The organism is Acinetobacter sp. HA (assembly GCF_000264725.1).
Lineage (GTDB): Bacteria > Pseudomonadota > Gammaproteobacteria > Pseudomonadales > Moraxellaceae > Acinetobacter > Acinetobacter schindleri.
Window position 1 is genome coordinate 33,467 of record NZ_AJXD01000094.1, and the last position, 22,811, is coordinate 56,277.

At 43.8% G+C, this 22,811-nt stretch carries 24 protein-coding genes; 8 read left to right on the forward strand and 16 right to left on the reverse strand.

Translation table 11 applies throughout. The features are described from left to right. Positions 1 to 7 precede the first annotated feature (7 nt). On the forward strand, positions 8 to 1,426 hold the full coding sequence (locus tag HADU_RS12165; protein ID WP_008306852.1) for a sigma-54-dependent transcriptional regulator: 1,419 nt from the start codon (positions 8 to 10) through the stop codon (positions 1,424 to 1,426). Between the two features lie 26 nt (positions 1,427 to 1,452). Here the strand turns inward: HADU_RS12165 and HADU_RS12170 are convergent, their stop codons facing one another. From HADU_RS12170 to lptF, 4 genes are all read right to left on the reverse strand, one after another. Continuing rightward, positions 1,453 to 2,625, reverse strand: a complete 1,173-nt coding sequence (locus tag HADU_RS12170; protein ID WP_008306854.1) for a S41 family peptidase — start codon at positions 2,623 to 2,625, stop codon at positions 1,453 to 1,455. Between the two features lie 21 nt (positions 2,626 to 2,646). Further along, the gene (gene gpmI, locus HADU_RS12175; RefSeq protein WP_008306856.1) at positions 2,647 to 4,197 is read right to left on the reverse strand and encodes a 2,3-bisphosphoglycerate-independent phosphoglycerate mutase; all 1,551 of its coding nucleotides are present in this window, start codon (positions 4,195 to 4,197) and stop codon (positions 2,647 to 2,649) included. 124 nt (positions 4,198 to 4,321) lie between these two features. Further along, positions 4,322 to 5,392, reverse strand: coding sequence for an LPS export ABC transporter permease LptG (gene lptG / locus HADU_RS12180; protein ID WP_004810149.1), 1,071 nt, complete (start codon positions 5,390 to 5,392; stop codon positions 4,322 to 4,324). Between the two features lie 2 nt (positions 5,393 to 5,394). Further along, complete coding sequence (gene lptF, locus HADU_RS12185) at positions 5,395 to 6,495, reverse strand: LPS export ABC transporter permease LptF (protein WP_004810151.1); 1,101 nt, start codon at positions 6,493 to 6,495, stop codon at positions 5,395 to 5,397. Positions 6,496 to 6,657: 162 nt separating this feature from the next. On the opposite strand from lptF, the gene HADU_RS12190 reads away from it, so the two are divergent. The 3 genes from HADU_RS12190 to HADU_RS12200 are packed head-to-tail and all read left to right on the forward strand — an operon-like array spanning position 6,658 to position 9,126. Next, entirely contained in the window at positions 6,658 to 8,106 is a 1,449-nt protein-coding gene (locus HADU_RS12190) for a leucyl aminopeptidase (RefSeq protein WP_004810153.1), read from the forward strand. Further along, a complete protein-coding gene (locus HADU_RS12195) occupies positions 8,099 to 8,506 on the forward strand; it encodes a DNA polymerase III subunit chi (RefSeq protein WP_004810155.1) in 408 nt (135 codons plus the stop codon). The genes HADU_RS12190 and HADU_RS12195 overlap by 8 nt, the downstream gene beginning before the upstream one ends. Positions 8,507 to 8,535: 29 nt before the next feature. Beyond that, positions 8,536 to 9,126, forward strand: coding sequence for a hypothetical protein (locus HADU_RS12200; protein ID WP_004810157.1), 591 nt, complete (start codon positions 8,536 to 8,538; stop codon positions 9,124 to 9,126). 59 nt (positions 9,127 to 9,185) lie between these two features. Here the strand turns inward: HADU_RS12200 and HADU_RS12205 are convergent, their stop codons facing one another. The 7 genes from HADU_RS12205 to glnK form a co-directional block, all read right to left on the reverse strand. Continuing rightward, positions 9,186 to 9,731: a VTT domain-containing protein gene (locus HADU_RS12205; RefSeq protein WP_004810159.1), complete on the reverse strand. Its 546-nt coding sequence runs from the start codon at positions 9,729 to 9,731 to the stop codon at positions 9,186 to 9,188. A 109-nt stretch (positions 9,732 to 9,840) separates the two neighbouring features. Then, complete coding sequence (locus HADU_RS12210) at positions 9,841 to 10,500, reverse strand: riboflavin synthase (protein WP_004810161.1); 660 nt, start codon at positions 10,498 to 10,500, stop codon at positions 9,841 to 9,843. 21 nt (positions 10,501 to 10,521) lie between these two features. Continuing rightward, complete coding sequence (locus HADU_RS12215; protein WP_004810163.1) at positions 10,522 to 11,814, reverse strand: DNA adenine methylase; 1,293 nt, start codon at positions 11,812 to 11,814, stop codon at positions 10,522 to 10,524. Then, the gene (gene ribD, locus HADU_RS12220; RefSeq protein ID WP_004810165.1) at positions 11,811 to 12,899 is read right to left on the reverse strand and encodes a bifunctional diaminohydroxyphosphoribosylaminopyrimidine deaminase/5-amino-6-(5-phosphoribosylamino)uracil reductase RibD; all 1,089 of its coding nucleotides are present in this window, start codon (positions 12,897 to 12,899) and stop codon (positions 11,811 to 11,813) included. The genes HADU_RS12215 and ribD overlap by 4 nt, the downstream gene beginning before the upstream one ends. Before the next feature lie 2 nt (positions 12,900 to 12,901). After that, entirely contained in the window at positions 12,902 to 13,369 is a 468-nt protein-coding gene (gene nrdR, locus HADU_RS12225; RefSeq protein WP_004810168.1) for a transcriptional regulator NrdR, read from the reverse strand. A 139-nt stretch (positions 13,370 to 13,508) separates the two neighbouring features. Further along, positions 13,509 to 14,918 carry an ammonium transporter gene (locus HADU_RS12230; protein ID WP_004810169.1) on the reverse strand — a complete coding sequence of 470 codons (1,410 nt, stop codon included), beginning with the start codon at positions 14,916 to 14,918 and terminating at the stop codon, positions 13,509 to 13,511. Between the two features lie 59 nt (positions 14,919 to 14,977). Next, positions 14,978 to 15,316, reverse strand: a complete 339-nt coding sequence (glnK, locus tag HADU_RS12235) for a P-II family nitrogen regulator (RefSeq protein ID WP_004281042.1) — start codon at positions 15,314 to 15,316, stop codon at positions 14,978 to 14,980. A 276-nt stretch (positions 15,317 to 15,592) separates the two neighbouring features. Here glnK and HADU_RS12240 point away from each other — a divergent pair, with 276 nt between their 5' ends. Together HADU_RS12240 and HADU_RS12245 are read left to right on the forward strand one after the other, a co-directional pair. Continuing rightward, positions 15,593 to 15,820 carry an accessory factor UbiK family protein gene (locus HADU_RS12240; protein WP_008306863.1) on the forward strand — a complete coding sequence of 76 codons (228 nt, stop codon included), beginning with the start codon at positions 15,593 to 15,595 and terminating at the stop codon, positions 15,818 to 15,820. Between the two features lie 64 nt (positions 15,821 to 15,884). Beyond that, entirely contained in the window at positions 15,885 to 17,372 is a 1,488-nt protein-coding gene (locus tag HADU_RS12245; RefSeq protein WP_004810176.1) for a YifB family Mg chelatase-like AAA ATPase, read from the forward strand. Between the two features lie 57 nt (positions 17,373 to 17,429). Here the strand turns inward: HADU_RS12245 and HADU_RS12250 are convergent, their stop codons facing one another. The 3 genes from HADU_RS12250 to HADU_RS12260 form a co-directional block, all read right to left on the reverse strand. Beyond that, positions 17,430 to 18,164 (reverse strand): TorF family putative porin, encoded by a 735-nt coding sequence (locus HADU_RS12250; RefSeq protein WP_004810177.1) that lies wholly within the window; start codon positions 18,162 to 18,164, stop codon positions 17,430 to 17,432. Between the two features lie 372 nt (positions 18,165 to 18,536). Further along, the gene (locus tag HADU_RS12255; protein WP_004810179.1) at positions 18,537 to 18,839 is read right to left on the reverse strand and encodes a hypothetical protein; all 303 of its coding nucleotides are present in this window, start codon (positions 18,837 to 18,839) and stop codon (positions 18,537 to 18,539) included. Positions 18,840 to 18,982: 143 nt separating this feature from the next. Beyond that, positions 18,983 to 19,300, reverse strand: coding sequence for a TorF family putative porin (locus HADU_RS12260; RefSeq protein ID WP_004810182.1), 318 nt, complete (start codon positions 19,298 to 19,300; stop codon positions 18,983 to 18,985). A 509-nt stretch (positions 19,301 to 19,809) separates the two neighbouring features. Between HADU_RS12260 and HADU_RS12265 the strand changes: the two genes are divergently transcribed. Continuing rightward, positions 19,810 to 21,135 (forward strand): OprD family outer membrane porin, encoded by a 1,326-nt coding sequence (locus tag HADU_RS12265; protein WP_004810184.1) that lies wholly within the window; start codon positions 19,810 to 19,812, stop codon positions 21,133 to 21,135. A gap of 99 nt (positions 21,136 to 21,234) precedes the next feature. Here HADU_RS12265 and ppa read toward each other — a convergent pair whose 3' ends face one another. Both ppa and HADU_RS12275 read right to left on the reverse strand, forming a co-directional pair. Next, the gene (gene ppa / locus HADU_RS12270) at positions 21,235 to 21,771 is read right to left on the reverse strand and encodes an inorganic diphosphatase (protein ID WP_004281037.1); all 537 of its coding nucleotides are present in this window, start codon (positions 21,769 to 21,771) and stop codon (positions 21,235 to 21,237) included. 121 nt (positions 21,772 to 21,892) lie between these two features. Next, complete coding sequence (locus HADU_RS12275) at positions 21,893 to 22,291, reverse strand: MAPEG family protein (RefSeq protein ID WP_004810187.1); 399 nt, start codon at positions 22,289 to 22,291, stop codon at positions 21,893 to 21,895. Between the two features lie 99 nt (positions 22,292 to 22,390). Between HADU_RS12275 and HADU_RS12280 the strand changes: the two genes are divergently transcribed. Then, complete coding sequence (locus HADU_RS12280; protein ID WP_004810189.1) at positions 22,391 to 22,789, forward strand: hypothetical protein; 399 nt, start codon at positions 22,391 to 22,393, stop codon at positions 22,787 to 22,789. Positions 22,790 to 22,811: the final 22 nt, after the last annotated feature.

The window sequence follows — 22,811 nt, forward strand, 5'->3', positions numbered from 1 at the left end:
AAAGAGTGTGGAACAACAACCACTGGTACTATTGGTCGATGATGAAGAAGATCTCTGTACGCTCATGCAGATGTCGCTTATGCGTATGGGAATTCGCACGCATATCGCCCATCGTCTGGAGGATGCTAAAAAACGCTTGGCAGATCATCAGTATGACGCTTGCCTTACGGACTTGAATCTGCCTGATGGCAATGGCTTGCAGTTACTGGAATTTATCAGTGAGCATCATCCTTCCCTACCGGTTGCTGTGTTAACTGCCTATGGCAATATGGATATTGCTATTGCTGCACTCAAGGCAGGTGCCTTTGACTTTGTCAGTAAGCCGATTAATCAGAAACATCTGGAACAGTTACTGCAAAAAGCACTAAATAAGCCAGTAGATTACCAATCCAATCAGCAAGATACCCTAGAATATAAAATGCTGATTGGCCAGTCCAAGCCGATTCAGCAATTACGTACTACCTTGCATAAAATTGCCCGCTCTCAAGCCCCTGTATTTATCACCGGTGAATCTGGAACTGGAAAGGAAGTAGTGGCAAATCTGGTCCATCGCCTCAGTAACCGGAGTGAAGGACCCTTTATTGCCATTAACTGTGGCGCAATTCCAGCTGAACTGATGGAAAGTGAGCTGTTCGGGCACAAGAAAGGCAGCTTTACTGGCGCCATGCAGGACAAACAGGGGCTGATCCAGTCTGCACATGGCGGTAGTTTATTTCTGGATGAAATTGCAGAACTTCCACTTAGTATGCAGGTCAAACTGCTACGTGCAGTACAGGAAAAACGGATTCGCCCTTTAGGTTCAGATATCGAAATTGATGTGGATTTTCGCGTCATCAGCGCCAGTCATCAGGACCTGGAAGCACAGGTACAGCAAGGTAAATTCCGTCAGGATTTATTCTTCCGCATTCATGTGATGGATCTGGTGTTGCCACCATTACGTGAGCGTGGTAATGACATTCTGCTGCTGGCTGAACACTTTATTCAGAAGATCTGTCAGGAATGGCAAATCCCTGTGAAACGCCTGACTGAGCGTAGCAAAGAGCAGTTACTGACTCAATACTATCCAGGAAATGTCCGGGAATTGCGTAATATCATCGAGCGAGCAATTACCCTCAGCGATGAAGACACAATTGATATCCAGCATTTGCAAACTGCACCTTTACGTCAGAGTTTTGTGACTTCCGAAATCACATCGAATATAGCATCCGAATCGAGTAACACTACTGATACTTTTATCGTACCAAAAAAACTGCCTGAAGAAGGTCTTGAACTGTATATGGAGAAAATCGAGAAAGAAATTTTGCTAAATGCATTGAATCTGACTCACTGGAACCGTACGCTTGCCGCAAAAAAGTTGGGCATGTCTTTCCGCTCGCTGCGTTATCGTCTGAAAAAATTTGGACTCGATACCGATGAAGAAGAATGATTGATGAGGGGGCTATGCCCCCTTCATTATTTTTGTAAAAGCAATAATTCAGTGATGTGATCCAGATAACTTTCTTCCCTCATCTCAACGCCAAGCGGATAACTGAGGTGAGGCTGCACACCAAGACCCTCAATACGCTGACCACTGGGGCTGAAATATTGCGATACCGTCATCTGTAACGCCGCCCCATTGCTAAGAGGAAACAGTTTCTGCACCACACCTTTACCATAGCTTTTTTCACCGACCACCCAGGCACGGTTATGCTCTTTCAAGGCAGCGGTAAAGACTTCGGCTGCAGAGGCAGAACGGTTATTAATCAAAATTCCAATTTTCAGATTCTGAAATTCAAATCCTGGTAAAGCCTGAAACTGCTGATCCCCTTCTGCCCGGCTTTTGGTCGAGACAATAATGCCCTGATTCAGGAATAGATCCGCAGACTCTACCGCTGCCGAAAGCAGGCCACCTGGATTATTACGTAGATCCAATAACACGGCTTTTAAACGTTGACTGGAATAGCTGTCAATAATTCGTTTAATTTCGTTGGCTGTGTCCTGCTGGAAGACCTTGACCTGCAAGACCAGCACCTGATTATTATGCAAGGTCGATTTAATCTCGGTATCTACTTTAATATTACGAACCAGCGTCACCGGCGTACTTTGCGCAGAAAGCTGAATGCTTAAAGTAGAGCCTATCGCGCCACTGAGCAAATCCCGAACCTGCTCGCGCTTCAGCGTATTTAAGATCTGATCATCAATCTTGTAAACTGTCACGCCATTACGCAGTCCCTGCTTGGCAGAGTCGGCATCCGGACTGAGTCCCTGTACCATCCACTGCTTCAATTGCGGATTAAACTGCAGGTCAAAATCGATACTGGCTAGATCGCCTTCGGTATATTGACGGAGCTGTTTGAAGTCTTCTGGAGAAAGATAACGGGAATAGCGGTCTAAACCACCGACCAGACCACGAATTGCCTGTTGGAATAATACATCGTCATTTTTATCTTGAATATAATTATCTTTGACAATGCCATAAATCTGCACGAATTCCTGAATCGAAGAAACCGGAATTTCGCTATAGGTTTGCTGGTCCATGACCATATCATCGAGTGCTGGACCCTGAGACCCAGCACTCCATGCCGAATGGCTCAAACACATCAGTAAGCTTGCGAGTAAAACTGACTTCTGCTGTGATTTTGCCATTCTTTATCCTATTGATATTTTTTATGAAGCGTTCAGCTCAATTAAGTTACGGCCCTGCATTTCTGCTGGCACCGGAAGTTGCATCAGACTTAACAATGTTGGCGCCACGTCCGCCAGTACACCGCCTTCTGCAATCGTTGCCGAAGTTGGACCCACATAAATAAACGGGACCAGTTCAGTCGTATGTTGGGTATGCACCTGACCACTTTGATAGTCTTGCATCTGCTCAACATTACCATGGTCTGCAGTAATAATCATATGGCCTTTTTGCGCCATCACTGCTTCATAAACACGACCTAAGCAAGTATCCACTGCTTCCACTGCTTTGACTGCTGCATCAAATACGCCGGTATGACCGACCATATCGCCATTGGCATAGTTCACCACCAACAGGTCAAACTCACCTGAGTTGATCGCTGCAACCAGTTCATCGGTCACTTCGTATGCACTCATTTCCGGTTTTAGGTCATAAGTTGCTACATTTGGAGATGGAATCAGGATACGTTTTTCACCTGGATATTCATCTTCACGACCACCGCTGAAGAAGAAAGTCACGTGTGCATATTTCTCAGTTTCTGCGATACGTAATTGGGTTTTGCCCAGGTCTGATAAATATTCGCCAATCGAGTTCACCAGCGCTTCTGGCATATATGCTACAGGCGCATCGATTGTTGCCTGATAACGGGTCAACATCACGTATTTCGCCAGATTTGGCACAACTTTGCGTTCAAAACCAGTAAAATCTTTCTCAACAAAAGCACGTGTTAATTCACGCGCACGATCCGCACGGAAATTCATGAAGACTACGCTGTCACCATCCTGAATCGCAGCCACATCACCGATACGGGTCGCTTTCACGAATTCATCAGACTCATCTGCTGCATATGCCTGTTCCAGGCCTTCTACTGCAGTGGCTGCCGTACGAACTGCTTCACCTTCAGTCAGCAAACGATACGCCTGTTCCACGCGATCCCAACGGTTGTCACGATCCATGGCAAAGTAACGGCCAATCATGGTGGCAATACGGCCTTGACCTGGATATTGAGCAAAAACAGCATCTAATTTTTCCAATGATGGTTGTGCACTTTTCGGCGGCGTATCACGGCCATCCAGGAAAGCATGTAGATAGACTTTGGCACCACGTTTTAATGCCAGCTCTGCCATCGCCACGATATGGTCTTCATGTGAGTGCACTCCACCTTCAGATAACAAGCCCAGAATATGTACGGCACCATTTGACGCTTTGGCTTTTTCTACCGCATCAATCAGTACTTCATGCTCAAAGAACGCACCGGTACGGATATCTTTGGTAATACGGGTGAAGTCCTGATATAACACACGGCCAGCGCCGAGATTCATATGACCGACTTCAGAATTACCCATCTGACCATCAGGCAGACCGACATCTTCACCAGAACCAGAGATCAAACCATGCGGATGCTTTTCCTGCATAGCAGTTAAATGAGGTCGTTTAGCCGCTAAAAACGCATTGTCTTCGACCGCTTCGCGATGACCCACACCATCCATAATTACCAATACGTGAGGGATTTTGCCAGCAGTTGCATCCGTCATAATGAATACTCTTGTTCGTTTACGAATTAATCGTTCTATTTTAACTAATTTTGCAGTGAGAGGCCATGACTACACCATGGTTTAAGCCTCTCACTGCGATTGATTTCTTCTATTTTCTTGTGGCTTAGCGTGCCCGATGCAGTAGATAACCACCAATTGCAAACATGATGATAATTGGAATAAACACAAACCATGCTGGCGACGGTGCATAGACTAAACTCGCATAACCCAAGAAGTCCTGCAGATAGAAGAAGCCTAAACCTGCAAATAATGCAATCACCAGGCGAAAGCCCATGGATTGTTGACGTAGCGGTCCAAAAATAAAGGAACAGGCAATCACCACCAATGCAATCAGAGCAAATGGCGAGCCGACTTTCTGCCAGAAAGCCAGTTCATAGGTCTTTGGTACCTGGCTATACTCATGCATATAGCTCATGAAACTGACCAGTTGACTAGGCGATAGATCCTCCGGGTCAATGGTTACCATATGCACATACTTCGGTTGCAGCGCTAAGGCCAGCGGCTGTTCGGAATGTGTTATCAGCGTGGCATTACCATTCTGCAGAATATTCATTTCCTGCGTATTCTGTAGAGTCCACGCACCATCCTTGATAAAATCACCCTGCTCGGCTTTTAGCGTCCCGCGCAGACGATAATCTTCATCAAAGTCCAGCATCTGTACGTTTTTTAGCTCACCTTTGGCATTAGCATAGTCAATATAGATAAAACGCTGACCTTCACGGGTCCAGTAGCCTTTAACCTCACCAATTTTTACAGGCTTGTTGTAACTCTTCACTGCTTTGGCCTGCTCATTGGTATACGGAATTACCCATTCACTTAAAGCAAAAGATAAAATCACCAGGAGTAATGCCGAACGAATTACCCAGCCGACAATCCGCCACAGGCTGACCCCAACCGAACGCATCACAATCAACTCACTGTTAGAAGCGAGTGTACCTAAGCCGAGAACAGCACCAATCAGTGCAGAGATTGGTAGGATTTCATACAGATAGTTTGGCGCGCCCCACAGCACATATTTCAGTGCCTGCCAGGCGCCATAGCCTTCTTTTAGTGAGCCTAATTCACCCAAGTAAGTAAATAATACCTGTAGACCGGCCAATACGGCTGTTGCACCGAGCATAGCAAGTGCAGTGGTTCCGGTCACATGTTTTGCAACGATACGACGTGCCAGCATGATTAAGACCTCGCTCGTTGAATCTGTTTCTTGATTTTCGGCGCCAGCTTCTGTTTACGTGCAAATAGAGCCGCAGCAATACCATAGAAAATCAGGACCATTGGATAAGCCCAAATCCCCATTTCCTCTTTACTGACGCGCGTTTTTACTGCCATTAAAGCTACAATCAGGCTGGCAAAGATCAAGAGTGCTGGAAAGAGTTTAAGATAACGCCCCTGACGTGGACTCACTTCAGACAAGGCATTGGCCAGCATCAGCGCCGCAATAATCGCAAATGGTACAAATACTCGCCAACCGAGCTCACTGGCGACCACAGGATCCTGACGGTTTTCCCAGAGTTTTGAAGTCGGCAAGGCTTCAACCTCAGCACTTTCAAACTTGGCTTCTTTATCATTTTCCAGACGCAGACGATAAGTCTCGAATTCCGCTTGGGTATATTTCGGCATGCCGGCAAAGATTTCATAACGGCGACCATTGACTAGATCCACCACATTGGCGGTGTCCCCTGCCACTTCTACACGGGTCGCTTCTTGCGCCAGAATCATAACATCTGGTTTGCCTTCACGTTCTGCACGTTGATAGAAAAAGATATCTTTCAGGTTTTTACGGTCTTCCGACAAATCACCTGCATAAATGGTATAGGGTCCCGAGGAAATAAATTCTTTCGGCCGTACCAGATCGAAACCCGTCCGTACTGCCTGCTCATTGGTCAATGCTTCAAACTGACGAATACCCCACGGTGCCGCCCAGAGCATTAAAAATGCCTGAACGACTAGAAATACTAAAGTCATCGGAATGAGTAATCGTGCCAGCTGATTGCGACTGACCCCGCTACCATTCATGACTGCCATTTCATGATCGACATAGAGCCGGCCAAATACCAGCATCAGACCAATAAAGAAACCTAAAGGTAAAATCAGGGTCAGGAATTCAGGCAAACGATAACCAATAATACTGAACAGAATGCCTGCATCCAGACGTCCTTGTGCTGCCACACCGAAGTACTTGATCAGTCGACCACCCATCATGATCAAGGTCAATAAGGCAATCACAACCAAGGATGTTGATACAACTTGCTTGACCAGATAACGCCGAATAATCAAATTAAATCTTCCAGAATACAGGGTAAAAACTTGTCATAGTTTACCCGAATGTTAAGCTTAAAAATATAAAACCGATACTTGAGTTGAACATTGAAACCCTGTTCAGGAAATTGTTTCAATGGTTTAATGGTTGCAAATTTTATAAGGCTTAAATAAACGCATATGAAACTGACAATTAATACGTCATTCCAAGAGAATGCATCCAGCCAATATCTGTTAATTCTTGTAGATTCTGAGCAACTTCAGCAGTCAGCTGCGACTTATCAGATTAACAAGTTCGAAGAAATCACCACAGCGACACAATATAAAGCAGGTCTAAATGAAACCCTGGCATTAGTTGGTAATGTTCCAGCGAGTACTAACGCTTGTCTGGTTGGCTTGGGCAAGACTGCTGAACTACAGCCGGGCAAACTGGCGAAAGTTGCGCAAACTATCATAAAAGCAGCACAGAAAAAATTCCAGCAGATCAGCGTAGACATTTCTGCCCTGCCAGTCCAATTTCATAACATTTTTGCACTATTGCTGACCCAGGCTGCGTACGCTTTTGATGAATTCAAATCCAAGAAAAATGAATTTGTACTTGAGCAAATCAACCTGATTGCGACCGATAGTCCAGTAACTGCAGAACAGCTGCAATTGCTTCAGGCAGTGCAAACCGGCCAAAACTTAGCACGTGACTTGGGTAACCGTCCAGGCAATATTTGTTTCCCGGAATACCTTGCGGAACAGGCACTGGCTTTAGCAGCTGAATATCCAGAACTGCTTAAAGTGAATGTACTGGATGAACAGCAAATGGCTGATCTGGGAATGCACTCTTTTCTGGCAGTGAGCAAAGGTTCAGACCGTCCAGGACGTATCATTACCATCGAATATCATGCAGAACGTAGTGAAGCACCTGTGGTTTTAGTCGGCAAAGGGATTACATTTGATACTGGCGGTATTTCCCTGAAGCCAGGTGCCGGCATGGACGAAATGAAATACGATATGTGTGGTGCAGCTTCCGTGCTGGGTACCATGCGTGCATTATGCGAATCTGGTTTAGATATTCATGTTGTGGGTACCATTGCCGCTGCTGAAAACATGCCATCTGGCAAAGCAACCCGTCCAGGCGATATTGTCACCACGATGAGCGGTCAAACGGTTGAAATTCTGAATACTGATGCAGAAGGTCGTCTGGTACTTTGCGATACTTTAACTTACGTAAAACGCTTTAACCCTGCTCTCGTGATTGATATTGCAACTTTGACCGGGGCCTGTGTGGTTGCACTGGGTTCAGTCCTGACTGGCATGTTCACGCCGGATGATGAATTGGCCGCTGAACTCGAAGCTGCTGGTCAAACTTCATTTGACCGGGTATGGCGTATGCCAGTATTGGATGATTATCAGGAACAGCTGGATTCTCCATTTGCAGATATTGCCAATATTGGTGGTCCTAAGGCCGGCTCTGTGACTGCAGCCTGCTTCCTGCAGCGTTTCACCCATGACTATCGCTGGGCACACCTAGATATCGCAGGTACAGCCTGGAATTCAGGCACCAATAAAGGCGCAACAGGTCGTCCAGTGCCATTATTAATGCAATTCCTGGCGAACCGTGTTCAAAAGAATGGCTAAAGTCAGCTTTTATTTATTTGAAAAAAGCCCTGAACGGCAGGTCGAAAGTACCTGCCGTTTATGCCGCAAGATTCTGCGTCAGCCGGAACGGATCTGGTTACTCTGTGGTGATGTGGACTTGCAGCAACAGCTGGATGAACATCTGTGGACGTTTGATCCTACCGGTTTCATCCCGCATGGTATTGACCAGCCACAGGCCAGTGTCTGTATCTCTGCAAGCTTGCCTGAGCAACAAGACTGGATTATCTTTAATTTTAATCCTGAAGCACTTGAACCTTACGCTAAATTTAGTCACATTATTGAGATTATTGAAAACAACGAAACGGCCAAGCAACTCGGCCGCGAGAAGTTTAAGCAATACCGTCGACTGGGTATTGAGCCGAAAACTTATAAACTGTAGCCCTACTTAAACCTCATAAGGAGATGCCCGTGGCATTAAATGTTGGTCCAGATTTCAAACAGCGCTGGTTAAATGTGCCTGAAGCTGTGCGTCAGACCTTTATTGATGACCTCGCGCGTATCTGCGACGTACTTCAGCCAGAGACGTCATTGCAGGAATGGCTGGCACATGACCAGCAACTGCAAAAAGAATCCGAGCGTAAAATTGAGGAAGCTTATGCACAACGCAAAGCGGAACTGATTGAAGAAGCACGGATTCGCAAACAGCAGGCCCTTGAAAAAGCGCTGGCAGATAAGCGTGCTCAGGAGCAGGCGTATATCGAGCAAATGAAGCTGGATGAAGAACGTAAATATGCAGAACAGACACGTACCCTAGAATTATTACGGGACAGCCTGAATGCTGAAGTCCTGAATTATGCGGCACGTTTTGAGCAAAATCGCATTTTAAATTCCGCCCAAATCAAAATTGATGATACTGAGATTCTGTCAGAGCTGGAAAGTACCCGATTACGTCTGGAACTGGAAGCCGAAACTGCGATCGAGGAAACTTTGGTACAGCTGCGTAACCGCTTACGTGCTGCAGCCCGTGAAGAAATTGATTACATTCTGCAAAAGCGTTAATTGACTTAGAAATAAGCCTAGAAAAGCCCACAAAAGTGGGCTTTTCTATTTATTCACATCTAGAAAAAATCTGCCAGCATAAAGGCGGCATTACCTGCCATATAACCTATGCCCAGTAAGCTTACAATCCACAATACGCCTCCAGCCAGATTGTAAAGCGTAAAAGTCATAAAATTCATATGGCCCGAACCGGCAGCAAATGGAGCAAAAGAACGTACAAAAGGAATGAAACGTGCAATCAAGATGGTTTTGCCGCCATGCTTCATAAAATAATGATTGGTCTTGGTCAAATATTCGGGTTTAAAGAAACGCGAATGTTGATTGAAATATTTTAAGCCTAACACTTTGCCAGTGTAATAATTGACGGTATAGCCCAGCACTGCCGCAGTAAATAGCAGTAATCCCATAGAATGCAGCGTAATCAAATCGCTACTAGAACAGAGCGCACCGACTGCAATTAACAGGCTATCTCCCGGCAGGAAAAAGCAAAATACAGATCCCGTTTCTGCAAAAATCACCAGGAATAAAATGGCATAGATCCACACCCCATATTGCTCAAGCAATATCGGCAAAGACTGTTCCAGGTTTAGTAAGAAATCGAGCATTCGACCTGTCCGCTGGGGTTAAAATCGTAAAGTGAAGTCAGGATTATCCCGAAAAATAAAAAAACAGTCTAATTTTTCAATTAGACTGTTGAGTATTTAGGCAGTTTGGTTATTTTAAAAAGCCATTTTCAGCTAAAAAATCCATACTGATTTTTGACTGTGGTGTGGTTTCAGCTGCCTTGTTACCCAGCAACAAACGCTCGATATAACGTGCTAGCACATCGACTTCCAGATTAACTTTGGTCCCGACTTTCCAGGTGCCAATATTGGTTCGTTCAGCGGTATGCGGAATCAGGTTTAAACTGAGAATATTGCCACGCAGATGGTTAATCGTCAGGCTGATACCATCTACTGTCACTGAACCTTTCTCTGCCAGATACTTGGCAATTTCAGCAGGTGCTGTCACTTCAAAATAGATGGAACGGGCATCAGAACGCACTACCGTGATTTCGCCCACCGCGTCGACATGACCAGAAACAATATGCCCGCCAAAGCGTGTGGTTGGCAGCATGGCTTTTTCAACATTTACAGGTTGACCCGCTTTCCAGTTACCAAGTGTGGTTCGATTTAAACTTTCTCGAGACACGTCTGCTGCATACCAGTTGTCGCCCCAGTCAATTACAGTCAGGCAAATGCCATTGGTGGCAATTGAATCGCCCAGATGGACATCGGTCATATCCAGATCAGTCTGAATACGTAAGCGTACATCACCGCCGACATTTTGCAGGCTTTCGACCTTACCGAGGCTTTCAATAATACCTGTAAACATTTTCTATTCCTTTTTATGCTTTTACCAGAGAGCTAGCTGCGTACTCACACTGGTCGTATCGACACCACCCAGTTCTGCATAATGGTGTAACTGACCCAACAATTGACGGATCGGTGGCCCAGACTTGGCATGCGTGTCGGTAATCACGATAAATTCCAGTACACGTGCACGCTCGGACTGGCGCTGCTTGCTGACACGGTAACGTGGCACATCTTGAGTTAGCAAGGTCACACGGCCACGTTTCAGATTGGCCTGCAACAGATCTGTCGCACTGATATTACCATCGGTTGAATAACTGGTCAGAATAAAACGTGCATTGATGGTTGCCAACAAGGTTTCATAGGCTTCCTTGGCATGCTTGGACGAGTTGTACTGACTTGGACGCTCTTTACGCCAAGCACGGTCGATCCCGCTCTTAAAGCCTTTGGTATCGGGTGTCGGTAGATCCACCTGATCCCAGAGGGTTAAAGCATTCAACACATGATAGTTACTGCTATAAGCATGCTGGTTATATGGTGGATCGAGATAAGCAACATCCACTTCAAAGCCACTCATCTGATTCGCCAGATGCTGGGCATCGACACACCACATTTCAGCTGCAGGACCTTTATGCTTGTTATCTTCACAGAAACGGCTTGGTGTTAACCAAAGCAGCGATTCAATACGTTCCAGCGCGGTCTGGGTTTTACCGCCCCAGCCATGATGGAAGCTCTTAAATACGCCTGAAGTATTGCTGACAAAACTGGCTGAATATAGAAGTGGTGCCAATAAAGCACTCATTTCCACATCATCAATTGCGCCTTGGGCTTGCCAGGTGGCAATCTGCTGGCGTATCGCATCAATACGCATACCATTACGGCGTTTGAAGAATAAACGGTCACGGGTCGGATCATAAATTTCATCATTGCGTGGACACAGGTTATGTGTCACCCAGCCTTTGACTTCTGGTAAACGGTTCAGATAATCAATCGCTTTCTGATAGCCACCGAGCTCTTTAAAGGCAGGTGCTTCGGTACAAGCTAAAACTGCATGATTGAGTGCATGACTATACGGTTCCCAGTCATTGGCAATCACCCGATAGCCATTCTGACGGGCCAGACGTGAAACCACCCCCGAACCTGCAAAAAAATCGGCAAAAATCGGCGCACGGCCATCTTCACGTTTTAGGGTTCCCGTGCTCTCAAGTGCTTCCAGAATTAAGTGTAGTAAACGGCGTTTGTTCCCCAGATAAGGAACCAGCTGATGGAAAAGATATTCATCTGTGGTACGTGCCGCATGGCGACGTTTGTGGTAAACCGTAGACTCTGAATTCATAGTGTCTCTTGAGAAGGAATTAACCTGAAGCGCACGTCATCACCCAAACGGGTCACGTCCTGCAATTTGAATCGAAGTTGTTCTGCCATTTGGCTGAATTCTGCATTAAACATACTACGCGCAGTTTGCCCCAATAGAGTCGGTGCAACATAGCTGATGAGTTCATCCACCAGTTTTTCCTGTAAAAATGCGCTAGATAAAGTCGCTCCTGCTTCCACCAGCACGTCATAAATCTGATGCTGCTGAACCAGGTACTGTAATAATTCTTTTAAAGGCTGAATCTCAAGCTGGATCACACCGAGATCCGCCAGTTCCTGACGATAAGGTCCCATCACCATCACCGTTTCTGGTTGTTCCAAAATCTTAGCAGTGAGTGGCAAACGACCTTGGCGATCCAGAATAATCCGTTTTGGCTGAACAATCCTGCTGATGTCATCAACGCCTTTCAGGCTACGGACATTGAGCTGGCAATCATCGGCCAATACTGTTTCAATCCCGGTAATTACCCCACCAGAAATCGCACGCCAGTGCTGGACATCTTGCCGAGCCTCTATACCGGTAATCCATTTCGATTCACCCGAAGCCATCGCGGTACGACCATCCAGACTTAATGCAATTTTCACACGCACATAAGGCATCCCAGTCGCCATGGCTTTCAGAAAACCATAATTGAGTGGATGTGCTTCATCTTCACAGATGCCCACTTCAACGTTGATACCAGCATCTTTCAGGATCTGTACACCTTTTCCGGCGACCAGTGGATTTGGATCAGGACAAGCCACGACGACTTTAGCTACGCCAGCTTCAACCAGACCTTTGGCACAAGGCGGGGTCCGCCCATAATGCGCACAGGGTTCCAAAGTCACATAAGCGGTTGCACCATGGGCCTGCTCACCGGCCTGACGCATTGCAAAGACTTCAGCATGTGGTTGACCCGCTTTGGGATGAAAACCTTCGCCCACTACTACGCCATCTTTAACTATGACACAGCCAACGTTTGGATTCGGTTTGGTGGAATACTGGCCCTGACGTGCCAGTTCGATGGCACGGCGCATCCAGATTTGATCTTGAGTTATTTCAATCATGCTTATTCTTGTAATTCGCCGCGTTGCTGCATCTGTTCGATCTGACGACGAAAGGCTTCGACATCCTGAAAGTCCTGATACACCGAAGCAAAACGTACATAAGCAACATGATCGAGGGCAAACAAAGACTGCATCACGATTTCACCAATAGTGCGTGACTTGACATCACGTTCACCGAGACGGCGAATCTGCAATTGGATATCGCTAAGCACCGTTTCAATCTGTTCCTGTGTCACAGGACGTTTTTGCAAGGCATGCATAAGAGAACGGCGTAATTTGGCTTCATCAAAGGGTTCATTCTTGCCATCAGACTTGATGACCCGCGGCATTACCACTTCATAACTTTCAAAGGTGGTAAAGCGTTCATTACAACTGACACATTCACGACGACGGCGAATCTGGCAACCTTCGGCGGCCAGGCGTGAATCGATCACTTTACTGTCTGGTGTATTGCAAAATGGGCAATGCATAGCGGTTTAATTGAACAAATCCTGATGATTTCCGAGTGTAGCAAAAATTCTGAACTTTGTAGAGTTTTACGCAATATATAGAAAAAAAACAGCCCTGACGGGCTGTTTCACACAATATATTGATTATTGTTTTAGCAGATTATTCGACACGTTCGCCGTGTTGGCTCAAGTCCAGACCCATGCGCTCATCATCAGAAGAAACACGGATACCAATGATCAGATCGATCACTTTCAGGATAATAAAGGTCAAGATTGCAGAGTAAGCGATTGTTGCCAGTACCCCTTCAATTTGTACCCATAATTGATGCATTACATTGGTTGGTGCACCGTCACCCATGATAAATTCGCTGGCAAAGAATGCAGTCAGAATCGCACCGACAATACCACCTACACCATGCAGACCAAAAGCATCTAGAGAGTCATCAGCCTTAAGCATACGTTTCAGTGCAGTAATACCCCAGAAACATACTACACCACCGATGAGACCCATCGCTAAAGCACCACCTACAGTCACGAAACCAGCTGCTGGAGTAATCACTACCAGACCTGCAACCGCACCCGATGCACCACCTAATACAGATGCTTTACCACGTGCAATTTTTTCAGTAATTAACCAAGAGATCGTTGCTGCTGCTGCTGCCACTTGTGTAACCACGAGTGCATAACCTGCTGAACCGTTTGCACCCAATGCTGAACCACCGTTGAAACCGAACCAGCCCACCCATAGTAAGCTTGCACCGACTACAGTAAGCGTCAGATTGTGTGGTGCCATAGATTCGCGTCCTAGCCCCATGCGCGAACCCAGCATGTAGGCCGCAACCAGACCTGCAACACCTGAGTTAATGTGTACGACTGTACCACCAGCGAAGTCCAATGCACCGTCACTGCCTAACCAGCCGCCGCCCCATACCCAGTGAGTAATTGGCGCATAAACCAGAATCACCCAAAGTGTGATGAATGCGATGAAAGCACCAAACTTCATACGTTCAGCAATAGAACCGCTAATGATGGCAACCGTAATAATCGCAAAAGTCATTTGGAAAATGACGAACAGGATTTCAGGAATGGTACCTGACAGCGCTTCAGTCGTAATACCGGACAGCATAAATTTATCTAGGCTACCAATAAAGGCATTACCTTCACCAAATGCCAGGGTATAACCAATCACGACCCAGACAATGCTGACTACTGCAGCTGCTACAAAGCTATGTGCCATAGTACTCAGTACGTTTTTCTTACGTACCATACCACCATAGAACAGGGCTAAACCTGGAATGGTCATGAGTAGAACTAGGGCTGTTGACGTTAAAATCCAGGCAGAGTCACCTGTATCGAGTGTGGCTTCTTCTTCTGCAGCTGCCGCTTCTTCAACCGGCGCTGTTTCTACTGCTTCCACAGCAGTAACTTCTGTAATATCTGGAGTTGCGGTTGCATCAACTAAAGCAACTTCCTCGGTAGGAACGGCTGCTGATGCGGCTTCTTCAGCCCAGGCAACAGAACCGCCCAAAAGTGCGCTGGACAGACCCAACGCGAGTAGTATTTTTTTCATTCGTATCCCCCAACCAAGTTTTTGTGAGTTATTCGCTACTCAGCAAACTTTGTGCCAAATTAAACAGCGTCTGCACCTGTTTCACCTGTACGAATACGGATGACCTGTTCCAGATTTGTTACGAAAATTTTTCCATCACCAATTTTGCCTGTGCTTGCTACACGCGTAATTGACTCGATTACCGCGTCAACCATTTCGTCGCTGATCGCGATTTCAATTTTGACTTTTGGTAAGAAATCAACAACGTATTCAGCGCCACGATAAAGTTCAGTATGGCCTTTCTGACGACCGAAGCCTTTGACTTCAGTCACAGTGATGCCTTGAACGCCAATTTCAGACAATGCTTCACGCACATCGTCTAATTTGAAAGGTTTTACAATTGCAGTTACGAGCTTCATGTTTGTTTTCCTTCGGCTTATTTCACCAGTAAGGTTTTATGTTCAAATTTCATGCCAAGATTTCTAAGGTCGGGGGAAATTAGAAAGCTCGACATGCGGTTTCCCTGAATATTATTTTATACTTATAAATCTTTTGAATCTTCAAATTTTAGTCATTTTTATGTGGTCTTTTATGATAATAATTATCGATTAATCCCATATTTTGTCTGAAATACTATAGTCTTGATTGCTGCGGTGTTAAACTGTGCGCTTATTTCCATCTCTATGGACCACACAATGATTGAAACTTTATTACAAGCAATCTTGCAGCAGATCGAAGAACCAAAAAAAGATCTAGAACATAATCTTCGGGCTTTATTAAACGAAGCAGTAAGTAAAATGGATCTGGTTTCAAAAGAGGAAATTGAACGTCAGCGTACAGTCTTAAATCAGGCCAATCAGCGTTTAAATGAGTTGCTCAAACAAGTTGAATCACTTGAAGAAAAGATATCGAACAAAAAATAAGCACCAGTGAAGTGCATAAAAGACAAATAACGAACAATAATAACGCACCAAAATGGAACAATAAATGTCTTTTGCTAAAATTCATACCCGGGGATTGCTGGGACTGCATGCCCCTTTAATAGAAGTGGAAGTTCATGTCAGTCAGGGCATGCCTTCCTTAACTATTGTTGGACTGCCCGAAGCGGCGGTTCGGGAAAGTAAGGATCGGGTTCGTTCTGCTATTTTGAATAGTGGCTACCAGTTCCCGACCAAACGCTTAACTATTAACCTGGCTCCTGCTGACCTGCCCAAAGACGGTTCACGTTTAGATCTGCCAATTGCTTTAGGGATTCTGATGGCTTCAGGTCAACTCCCTGAAAACTGTACTGATGGAATGGAATTCATCGGTGAACTTGCTTTAGATGGTCAACTCCGTCCCATCACTGGTACGCTTAGTATTGCGATTGCCTGTCAACAATCGCAGCATGAACTGATTCTACCTAAAGAAAATGCTCAGGAAGCCTGTCAGTTACCTGATTTTCGGGTATTTGCCGCTGCTCATCTAAAAGAAGTTTGTGATCATTTAAATAAACTCGCACCTTTAGTCCAGATGCAGGCCCGACCACAGGTGAATCACTCAGATTCTCGCTTTGATTTAGCCGATGTCAAAGGTCAGCTGCGCCCAAGACGGGCTTTGGAAATTGCTGCTGCAGGTGGACATTCTTTATTATTTAGAGGACCTCCTGGAACCGGTAAAACTTTACTGGCTTCGCGGCTAGCCAGTATCTTGCCGCCCCTCAATACTGAAGAAAATCTTGAAGTCGCCAGTATTTATTCTATTGCCAATAATAGTCATACTTTTGGACAACGTCCTTTCCGTGCGCCACATCATACCGCGTCTGCAGTTGCCCTGGTCGGTGGAGGATCGCATCCTAAACCAGGTGAAATTACGCTGGCACATCTAGGTGTGTTATTTCTCGACGAACTGCCGGAATTTGACAGGAAAGTCCTTGAAGTATTACGTCAACCTTTGGAATCTAAGGAAATTGTAATTTCGCGTGCCTCTCGACAAATTACTTTCCCAGCCAACTTTCAGCTGGTTGCAGCGATGAATCCCTGCCCTTGTGGTTATGCTTTCAATCAGGATATTCGCTGCCAGTGTTCTCCAGAAATGATCAAGCGTTATCAGAACCGGATTTCTGGGCCATTACTGGATCGGATTGACCTGCATATCGATGTGCCTCCTCTGCAAGCTCATGAATTACAATCTACACAACCGGTAGAAGATTCTGCAACCGTTAGGGAGCGTGTGATAACTGCCTACGAACTGCAAATGCAAAGACAGAACAAGCTGAATATGGCATTAAACCCAAAAGAATTAGAGCAATTTGCGCCACTAAATGCTCAGACCAGTAAAATGTTTGAACTTGCCCAACAAAAGTTAAATTTATCTGCCCGTGCTTATCATCGAGTATTACGAGTAGCACGAAGCATAGCTGATTTAGCTGAGAATTCAGAAATTCAGCCTCAGCATTTATCGGAAGCTTTATCTTATCGAGGTCAGCAAAGCTAAGCTATTAGACAATAAAAATAAAAAAGGCGACATTTGTCGCCTTTTTTCTATAAGAGATTAGAAGCTATAACCAAGCCCGAATACCACTTTATTCTTTTGTTTTTCATCAAAACGGTCATAACCACCAATGATGTAGTTCATGCTGGCAGTGACACCTGTATCACCCAGTGGTTTACTTAGACCGATGTCAAAATGGCGGAAGCCAAAACTTTCAGTCGTTCCTTCAATAAAGTCACCTGATTTTTCATAAGCATATAAACCCAGAGCGGTATCTAGACTGAAATCATTCGGCAAGGCGTAGCTATAAGTACCTTTAATATAAGTATCCCCCGCATTCCCCCAAGTCGTATCTTCAAGAAGGGTTTGTGCCGTAACACCTAAATCCTTATAGCTCATACCCAATAACAGCTCAAAACCATTGGATTCCACATCAGATTCATAATAATAATAGTAAGTCGTACCGATGGTTAAACCTAAGTCATCATTTACTGCATGGCTATAGCCTAGATAGAAGTTATTTTCAAAAGCATCACGTCCTTCCTCAGCCAAAGAATAATCCAAGGTAGATCCCCACCAGCCTGCATAGAAACCAGAGGCATGGTTATAATCCAGTCCACCTTGCAAGGTTGCTCCGCTATTTTCAGGCACGTTGGTAATACCACGCAGGTTATAGCTCGATAATACACCGATATTGCCAGATACTGAGTGCGGAGATGTAGGCTCATCTGCAAAAGTAAAACTGGATGCTGAAGCTACTGCTGCAACTGCTAAAGCTTTTAAAGTGAATTTCATTGTTAGATTCCCCCAACCGTCCGCAGACGTTTTTAGTTGTGTTTTTAAACTCAACCTAGGCTTTGCAATAGCTATGCCAACCCATAAAAAGGAAAATCCAAATTAGCTATAAAAGTTTTTTTATTTATATAAATATTTGATTTTAATAATATATATTAAAAATTAAAATTTAAATTGTTTTAGGTTAAAAGATAAAATCAAGAAAAAACTGAAAAATAAAGTACTTGCGCTATTCCACTGTATGTCTAAATATTCGCTTACAACTTGCTACTTTTTGAAGCTATATTTTATATAGATAAATTTTTATGCATAAAAAAGGTGCATAATATTTAATCAATATGACACACCTTGCAATCCCTGTTTCAGCAAAACCTAGAAATTAAAGTTTGCACCTACGACAATATGATTATCGAAATCTATGTCATCACAACCTTTGCCGCCATAGACATAGTCCAGACTTAATTCAATTCGTTTTGCGACTGTTTTACTTAGTCCAATCTGTGTTTCATTAAAACTAAAGCTTTCTGTGGTCTGAATCAGTTGATCATCACCGCTAGCGTTATACAGGGAAGCACCTACTGACGTATTCAGGTTAAAGTTTTGCGGTAATAGATAGCTATAAGCTGCACTGAGATAAACATCTTCTGCATTTGCATAGTTAAGATCTGTCAGCATGACATCTAAACCTAAGCTCAGGTCGTTATAAAACACGTCATTCAGTATCTCAAAATCAGTAGTACGCGCTTATCTGGGCCATCTTTACTATAAACTGTCCCATCATTTTGATAGTAATAAGATACGATCTAGGATTAGTAGCTTCAGTTCTCATTCAGCGCTCGGCCATAACCAATATAAAAGTCATGCTCAAAACCATGATCCTGATTTGCATCAGAAGAATCATAATTTAAGGTTGAGCCCCAATAGCCCAGGAATCTCCCGCTGTTGTGTGTATATTCCAGTCCAAACTGTACCAATGGATCATCATTTTCCTCACCACCACGGTAAATATATTTGTTCATGACACCAATAATTGCGCTAAGTTCACCCCTAGATAGATTTTGGGTATCTTCAGCAAAAGCACCTGAAGTCATGGTAACAAGAAGCACAAGCAAACCGAGTTTTGGCAGTTGAGACATACATGCCCTCATTTACCAGGTTTGAATAAACGGGGGGTTAAGAATATGAAAAACGTGAATAATAAATTTTTACCAAAAGGTTTAAAAATGAAAATGGATGACTGTGAACTAGTCTAAATAGTGAATTGCAGTATAAAGGAAAAATTTAAAGTATTGTTAAAGTGGACAAAACAGCTTATAGAATCTTTTAATCAGTTTTAACCTTACATAACATCAAATTAAAAAAAATCAATATGAGCTCTGAAACATGCCCTTCATTATTAAAAATATTACATTATAAAAACTTTATTTTTATCTTATTGTTTTCAATATTAATTTTACCTTATGGAAAAAAATAATACTAAAAACTATAGCGTGATTGTGAATAATAGGTTAAAAAAACTCAACTTTAGTTTAAAGAATGTCATAAAAACGATATTTTTTATCAGATTAATTATACAATTTGGTTAATTTCTGCGTGTGCTTTAAGCAGATGCAGTACAAAAAAACATATATGAGGCTCTCTCCCCATGTTAAACGCAAAGAAACTTACATTAGCAGTGTTGGTACAAGCTGCTCTGATCTCTACAGCTTATGCAAGCGAACAAAGTGAAGCAAAAGGCTTTGTAGAAGATGCTGAAGGCACAGTTCTATTCCGTACGGGTTACTTAAGCCGTGATAAAAAAAATGGTGTTGATGATACAAGCTCTGCAGCTCAAACAGCAATAATTAATCTAGATTCTGGCTTTACCAAAGGTATTGTTGGTTTTGGTGCAGGTATCATTGGTGATGCTTCATTTAAACTCGGTAAAAATGGGCATACTGGTAACCAAATGATCCCAACGCATAGTCAAGATAATGCCGATGGAACTAAAGATGCCTATGATCATTGGGCACGTGGAGGTGCTTATGTCAAAGCACGCGTATCAAACACAACGGCTAAATATGGTACGCAAGTATCTGAAATTCCAGTAATTGCAAGTAATACTGCTCGTTTAACCCCTGAGTACTACACTGGTCTTTATATTGAAAGTAACGAAATTAAAGACTTGACGTTAATCGGTGGTAAATTCACTAAAAATCAATGGTCTAATGATATCAGCTCAGACCAACAAAATTTGGACAGTGCTATTTTCTGGGGCGCGAAATACAAGTTTAACGACCAAGTTAATGCCTCTTATTATGGGGTAGACGTTAAAGATAAATTAGATCGTCACTATGGGAATGTAAATTACAGCTTTCCTACAGCAAATGGTGCGACCGTAACTTTAGAGGCAATGGGTTACAATACTAAATGGAAAGTTGGAGCAGCAACCACTGATCCACGCAGTGCAACTGAAGAATTGACTAACTCAATTTGGGGTGTATCTGCAAGCTATAACAGAGATGCACACAATTTGATGCTTGCATACCAAGATAATGCGGGCAACATAGGTTACGACTATGCTTACAACGCAGATGGTCTACAAAGCATTTATGTACCAAACTCATACTTATCCGACTTTAAGGGTAACGATGAAAAATCTGTTGGCTTACAGTACAACTATAATTTTAAAAACCATGGTCTTCCAGGTCTAAACTGGACAACAGCATTCGTTTATGGTTGGGATATTGATGTAGCCGAAATAAATAATCCAGCACAAATTATCGACCAAGCTGAAGAACATGAATTCTTTAACCAAGTGAAATATACGGTTCAATCTGGTGCATTCAAAGATGCAAACTTACGCTTACGTCACTCATACTTGCGCGCAAGTGATACTTACAATAATGCTTCTGGCAACTATGTAAGTAATGCTATCAGCTCAACAAATGAATGGCGTATCTGGTTAGACATCCCGGTGAAATTATTCTAATGTCCTGACGATGCTTTAAATCAAAAAAACCTGCACATTGTGCAGGTTTTTTTATTTAAGCTTTAAAAGTTTAAAGACTTAAATGGAAAAGCAAAGCAATTATTTGTTTGCTTCTGCATAAGCAGCAATTGAGTCTAGTACTTCTTGTTTCGCAACATCTGCACCTTCCCAACCACTTAACTTAACCCATTTACCTGGTTCCAAGTCTTTGTAGTGCTGGAAGAAGTGTTCGATCTGGCTGATCAATAATGGAGGAAGATCAGTATATTCCTGAACATCTTTATAGATCGGTGTCAATTTGTCGTGTGGAACTGCAACCAGTTTCGCATCAACACCACCGTCATCTTCCATGTTCAGTTTGCCCACAGGACGGCAGCGAATAACAGAACCCGGCTCTACTGGGTGTGGTGTCACAACCAATACGTCTAGAGGGTCACCATCTAGAGATAAAGTGTTTGGAACATAACCATAGTTTGCTGGGTAGAACATTGCTGTACCCATGAAACGGTCTACAAATAGCGCATCAGAATCTTTGTCGATTTCGTATTTGATTGGTGCTGCGTTTGCAGGAATTTCAATAATTACATAGATGTCATTTGGTGCATCTTTACCCGCTGGGATATTGCTGTAGCTCATAGCATCACTCTTTAACAAGTTAAATCTTTTAAAAACCGCGACAATTATAACGGTTTTTTGCAGATTTTTTTCGGTTTAAAAATATCGAACAATTAATCAGGCGATTGATGGCTGGACTGACCTAAATTAGTTTGATGATCAGTAGCAATAACGCAATCGGACATAACATGGAAAGCAACCACATGATGGAACGCAATGTCGCCCAGTTTGCCAGATAGCAAATACCGTACAGCACCCGGAAAATCAGATAACCAATACCAAAAGTCATAATCAGACTTTGCGGCATGACCAGATATTCAGCCATCAGGACAGCTGCAATAAACAGCGGCAAGCTTTCAAAACTGTTCTGCTGAACAGCATGAGCACGTTTTGCAACACCGGTAGACTGTTCTAAAAAATCACGCGGATTCTGGTTATCTTTAGCCTTAAAGCCTCCAGCTTTTTTAGCAATCATGGTAAACACATAAGGTAGCAGACAAGCCGCTAAAATGAGATAAATGATCCCACTAATGCTCTGCATCTGATTTTTCTCATGAAAATTTTATCTGTATCATAGCATGGCATTTCGTGAATAAATTTTGTTAAATAGGGTGTTTTAGCAACCACATAAGGATTCACGATGGTCAGTCCCGATCAAAAAGAAATGTTGGATGTACTGGAACGCCAGCGTCAACATCAGCTGCAAGTGGATCGCGTCCTGAAAATTGTATTGCCGATCGTGGCATTTTTACTCAGTGTCATCGCCGCCAATATGAATATCTGGTCAGCTCTGTTCACCTTTGTGATGTTATGGATTGCCTTTTATGCAGTGGGCATCAAGCGCTATACCCTGTGGCATTGGCTGACGATTATTTTAGTATATTGCCTGATTGATAATGTGCTCAGCTATGGCGAGTTCTACCGCCCTGGTTTCAACCGTCACTTCATTAGCCTGTTTATCTTCGTCGGGATTGTAGGCGTTGGTCGTCGCTACTTCGACCGCTGGTGGATGGAAAAGAATAAATCTGCCCAACTTTAAAAAGATTCCATAAAAAAAGACG

Coding starts and splice junctions, on each gene's coding strand:
- HADU_RS12170 (WP_008306854.1), bottom strand. CDS start 2,625: ATGGCAAAATCACAGCAGAAGTCAGTTTTACTCGCAAGCTTACTGATG.
- gpmI (WP_008306856.1), bottom strand. CDS start 4,197: ATGACGGATGCAACTGCTGGCAAAATCCCTCACGTATTGGTAATTATG.
- lptG (WP_004810149.1), bottom strand. CDS start 5,392: ATGCTGGCACGTCGTATCGTTGCAAAACATGTGACCGGAACCACTGCA.
- HADU_RS12190 (WP_004810153.1), top strand. CDS start 6,658: ATGAAACTGACAATTAATACGTCATTCCAAGAGAATGCATCCAGCCAA.
- HADU_RS12195 (WP_004810155.1), top strand. CDS start 8,099: ATGGCTAAAGTCAGCTTTTATTTATTTGAAAAAAGCCCTGAACGGCAG.
- HADU_RS12205 (WP_004810159.1), bottom strand. CDS start 9,731: ATGCTCGATTTCTTACTAAACCTGGAACAGTCTTTGCCGATATTGCTT.
- HADU_RS12210 (WP_004810161.1), bottom strand. CDS start 10,500: ATGTTTACAGGTATTATTGAAAGCCTCGGTAAGGTCGAAAGCCTGCAA.
- HADU_RS12215 (WP_004810163.1), bottom strand. CDS start 11,814: ATGAATTCAGAGTCTACGGTTTACCACAAACGTCGCCATGCGGCACGT.
- ribD (WP_004810165.1), bottom strand. CDS start 12,899: ATGATTGAAATAACTCAAGATCAAATCTGGATGCGCCGTGCCATCGAA.
- nrdR (WP_004810168.1), bottom strand. CDS start 13,369: ATGCATTGCCCATTTTGCAATACACCAGACAGTAAAGTGATCGATTCA.
- HADU_RS12230 (WP_004810169.1), bottom strand. CDS start 14,918: ATGAAAAAAATACTACTCGCGTTGGGTCTGTCCAGCGCACTTTTGGGC.
- glnK (WP_004281042.1), bottom strand. CDS start 15,316: ATGAAGCTCGTAACTGCAATTGTAAAACCTTTCAAATTAGACGATGTG.
- HADU_RS12240 (WP_008306863.1), top strand. CDS start 15,593: ATGATTGAAACTTTATTACAAGCAATCTTGCAGCAGATCGAAGAACCA.
- HADU_RS12245 (WP_004810176.1), top strand. CDS start 15,885: ATGTCTTTTGCTAAAATTCATACCCGGGGATTGCTGGGACTGCATGCC.
- HADU_RS12250 (WP_004810177.1), bottom strand. CDS start 18,164: ATGAAATTCACTTTAAAAGCTTTAGCAGTTGCAGCAGTAGCTTCAGCA.
- HADU_RS12255 (WP_004810179.1), bottom strand. CDS start 18,839: ATGCTGACAGATCTTAACTATGCAAATGCAGAAGATGTTTATCTCAGT.
- HADU_RS12260 (WP_004810182.1), bottom strand. CDS start 19,300: ATGTCTCAACTGCCAAAACTCGGTTTGCTTGTGCTTCTTGTTACCATG.
- HADU_RS12265 (WP_004810184.1), top strand. CDS start 19,810: ATGTTAAACGCAAAGAAACTTACATTAGCAGTGTTGGTACAAGCTGCT.
- ppa (WP_004281037.1), bottom strand. CDS start 21,771: ATGAGCTACAGCAATATCCCAGCGGGTAAAGATGCACCAAATGACATC.
- HADU_RS12275 (WP_004810187.1), bottom strand. CDS start 22,291: ATGCAGAGCATTAGTGGGATCATTTATCTCATTTTAGCGGCTTGTCTG.
- HADU_RS12280 (WP_004810189.1), top strand. CDS start 22,391: ATGGTCAGTCCCGATCAAAAAGAAATGTTGGATGTACTGGAACGCCAG.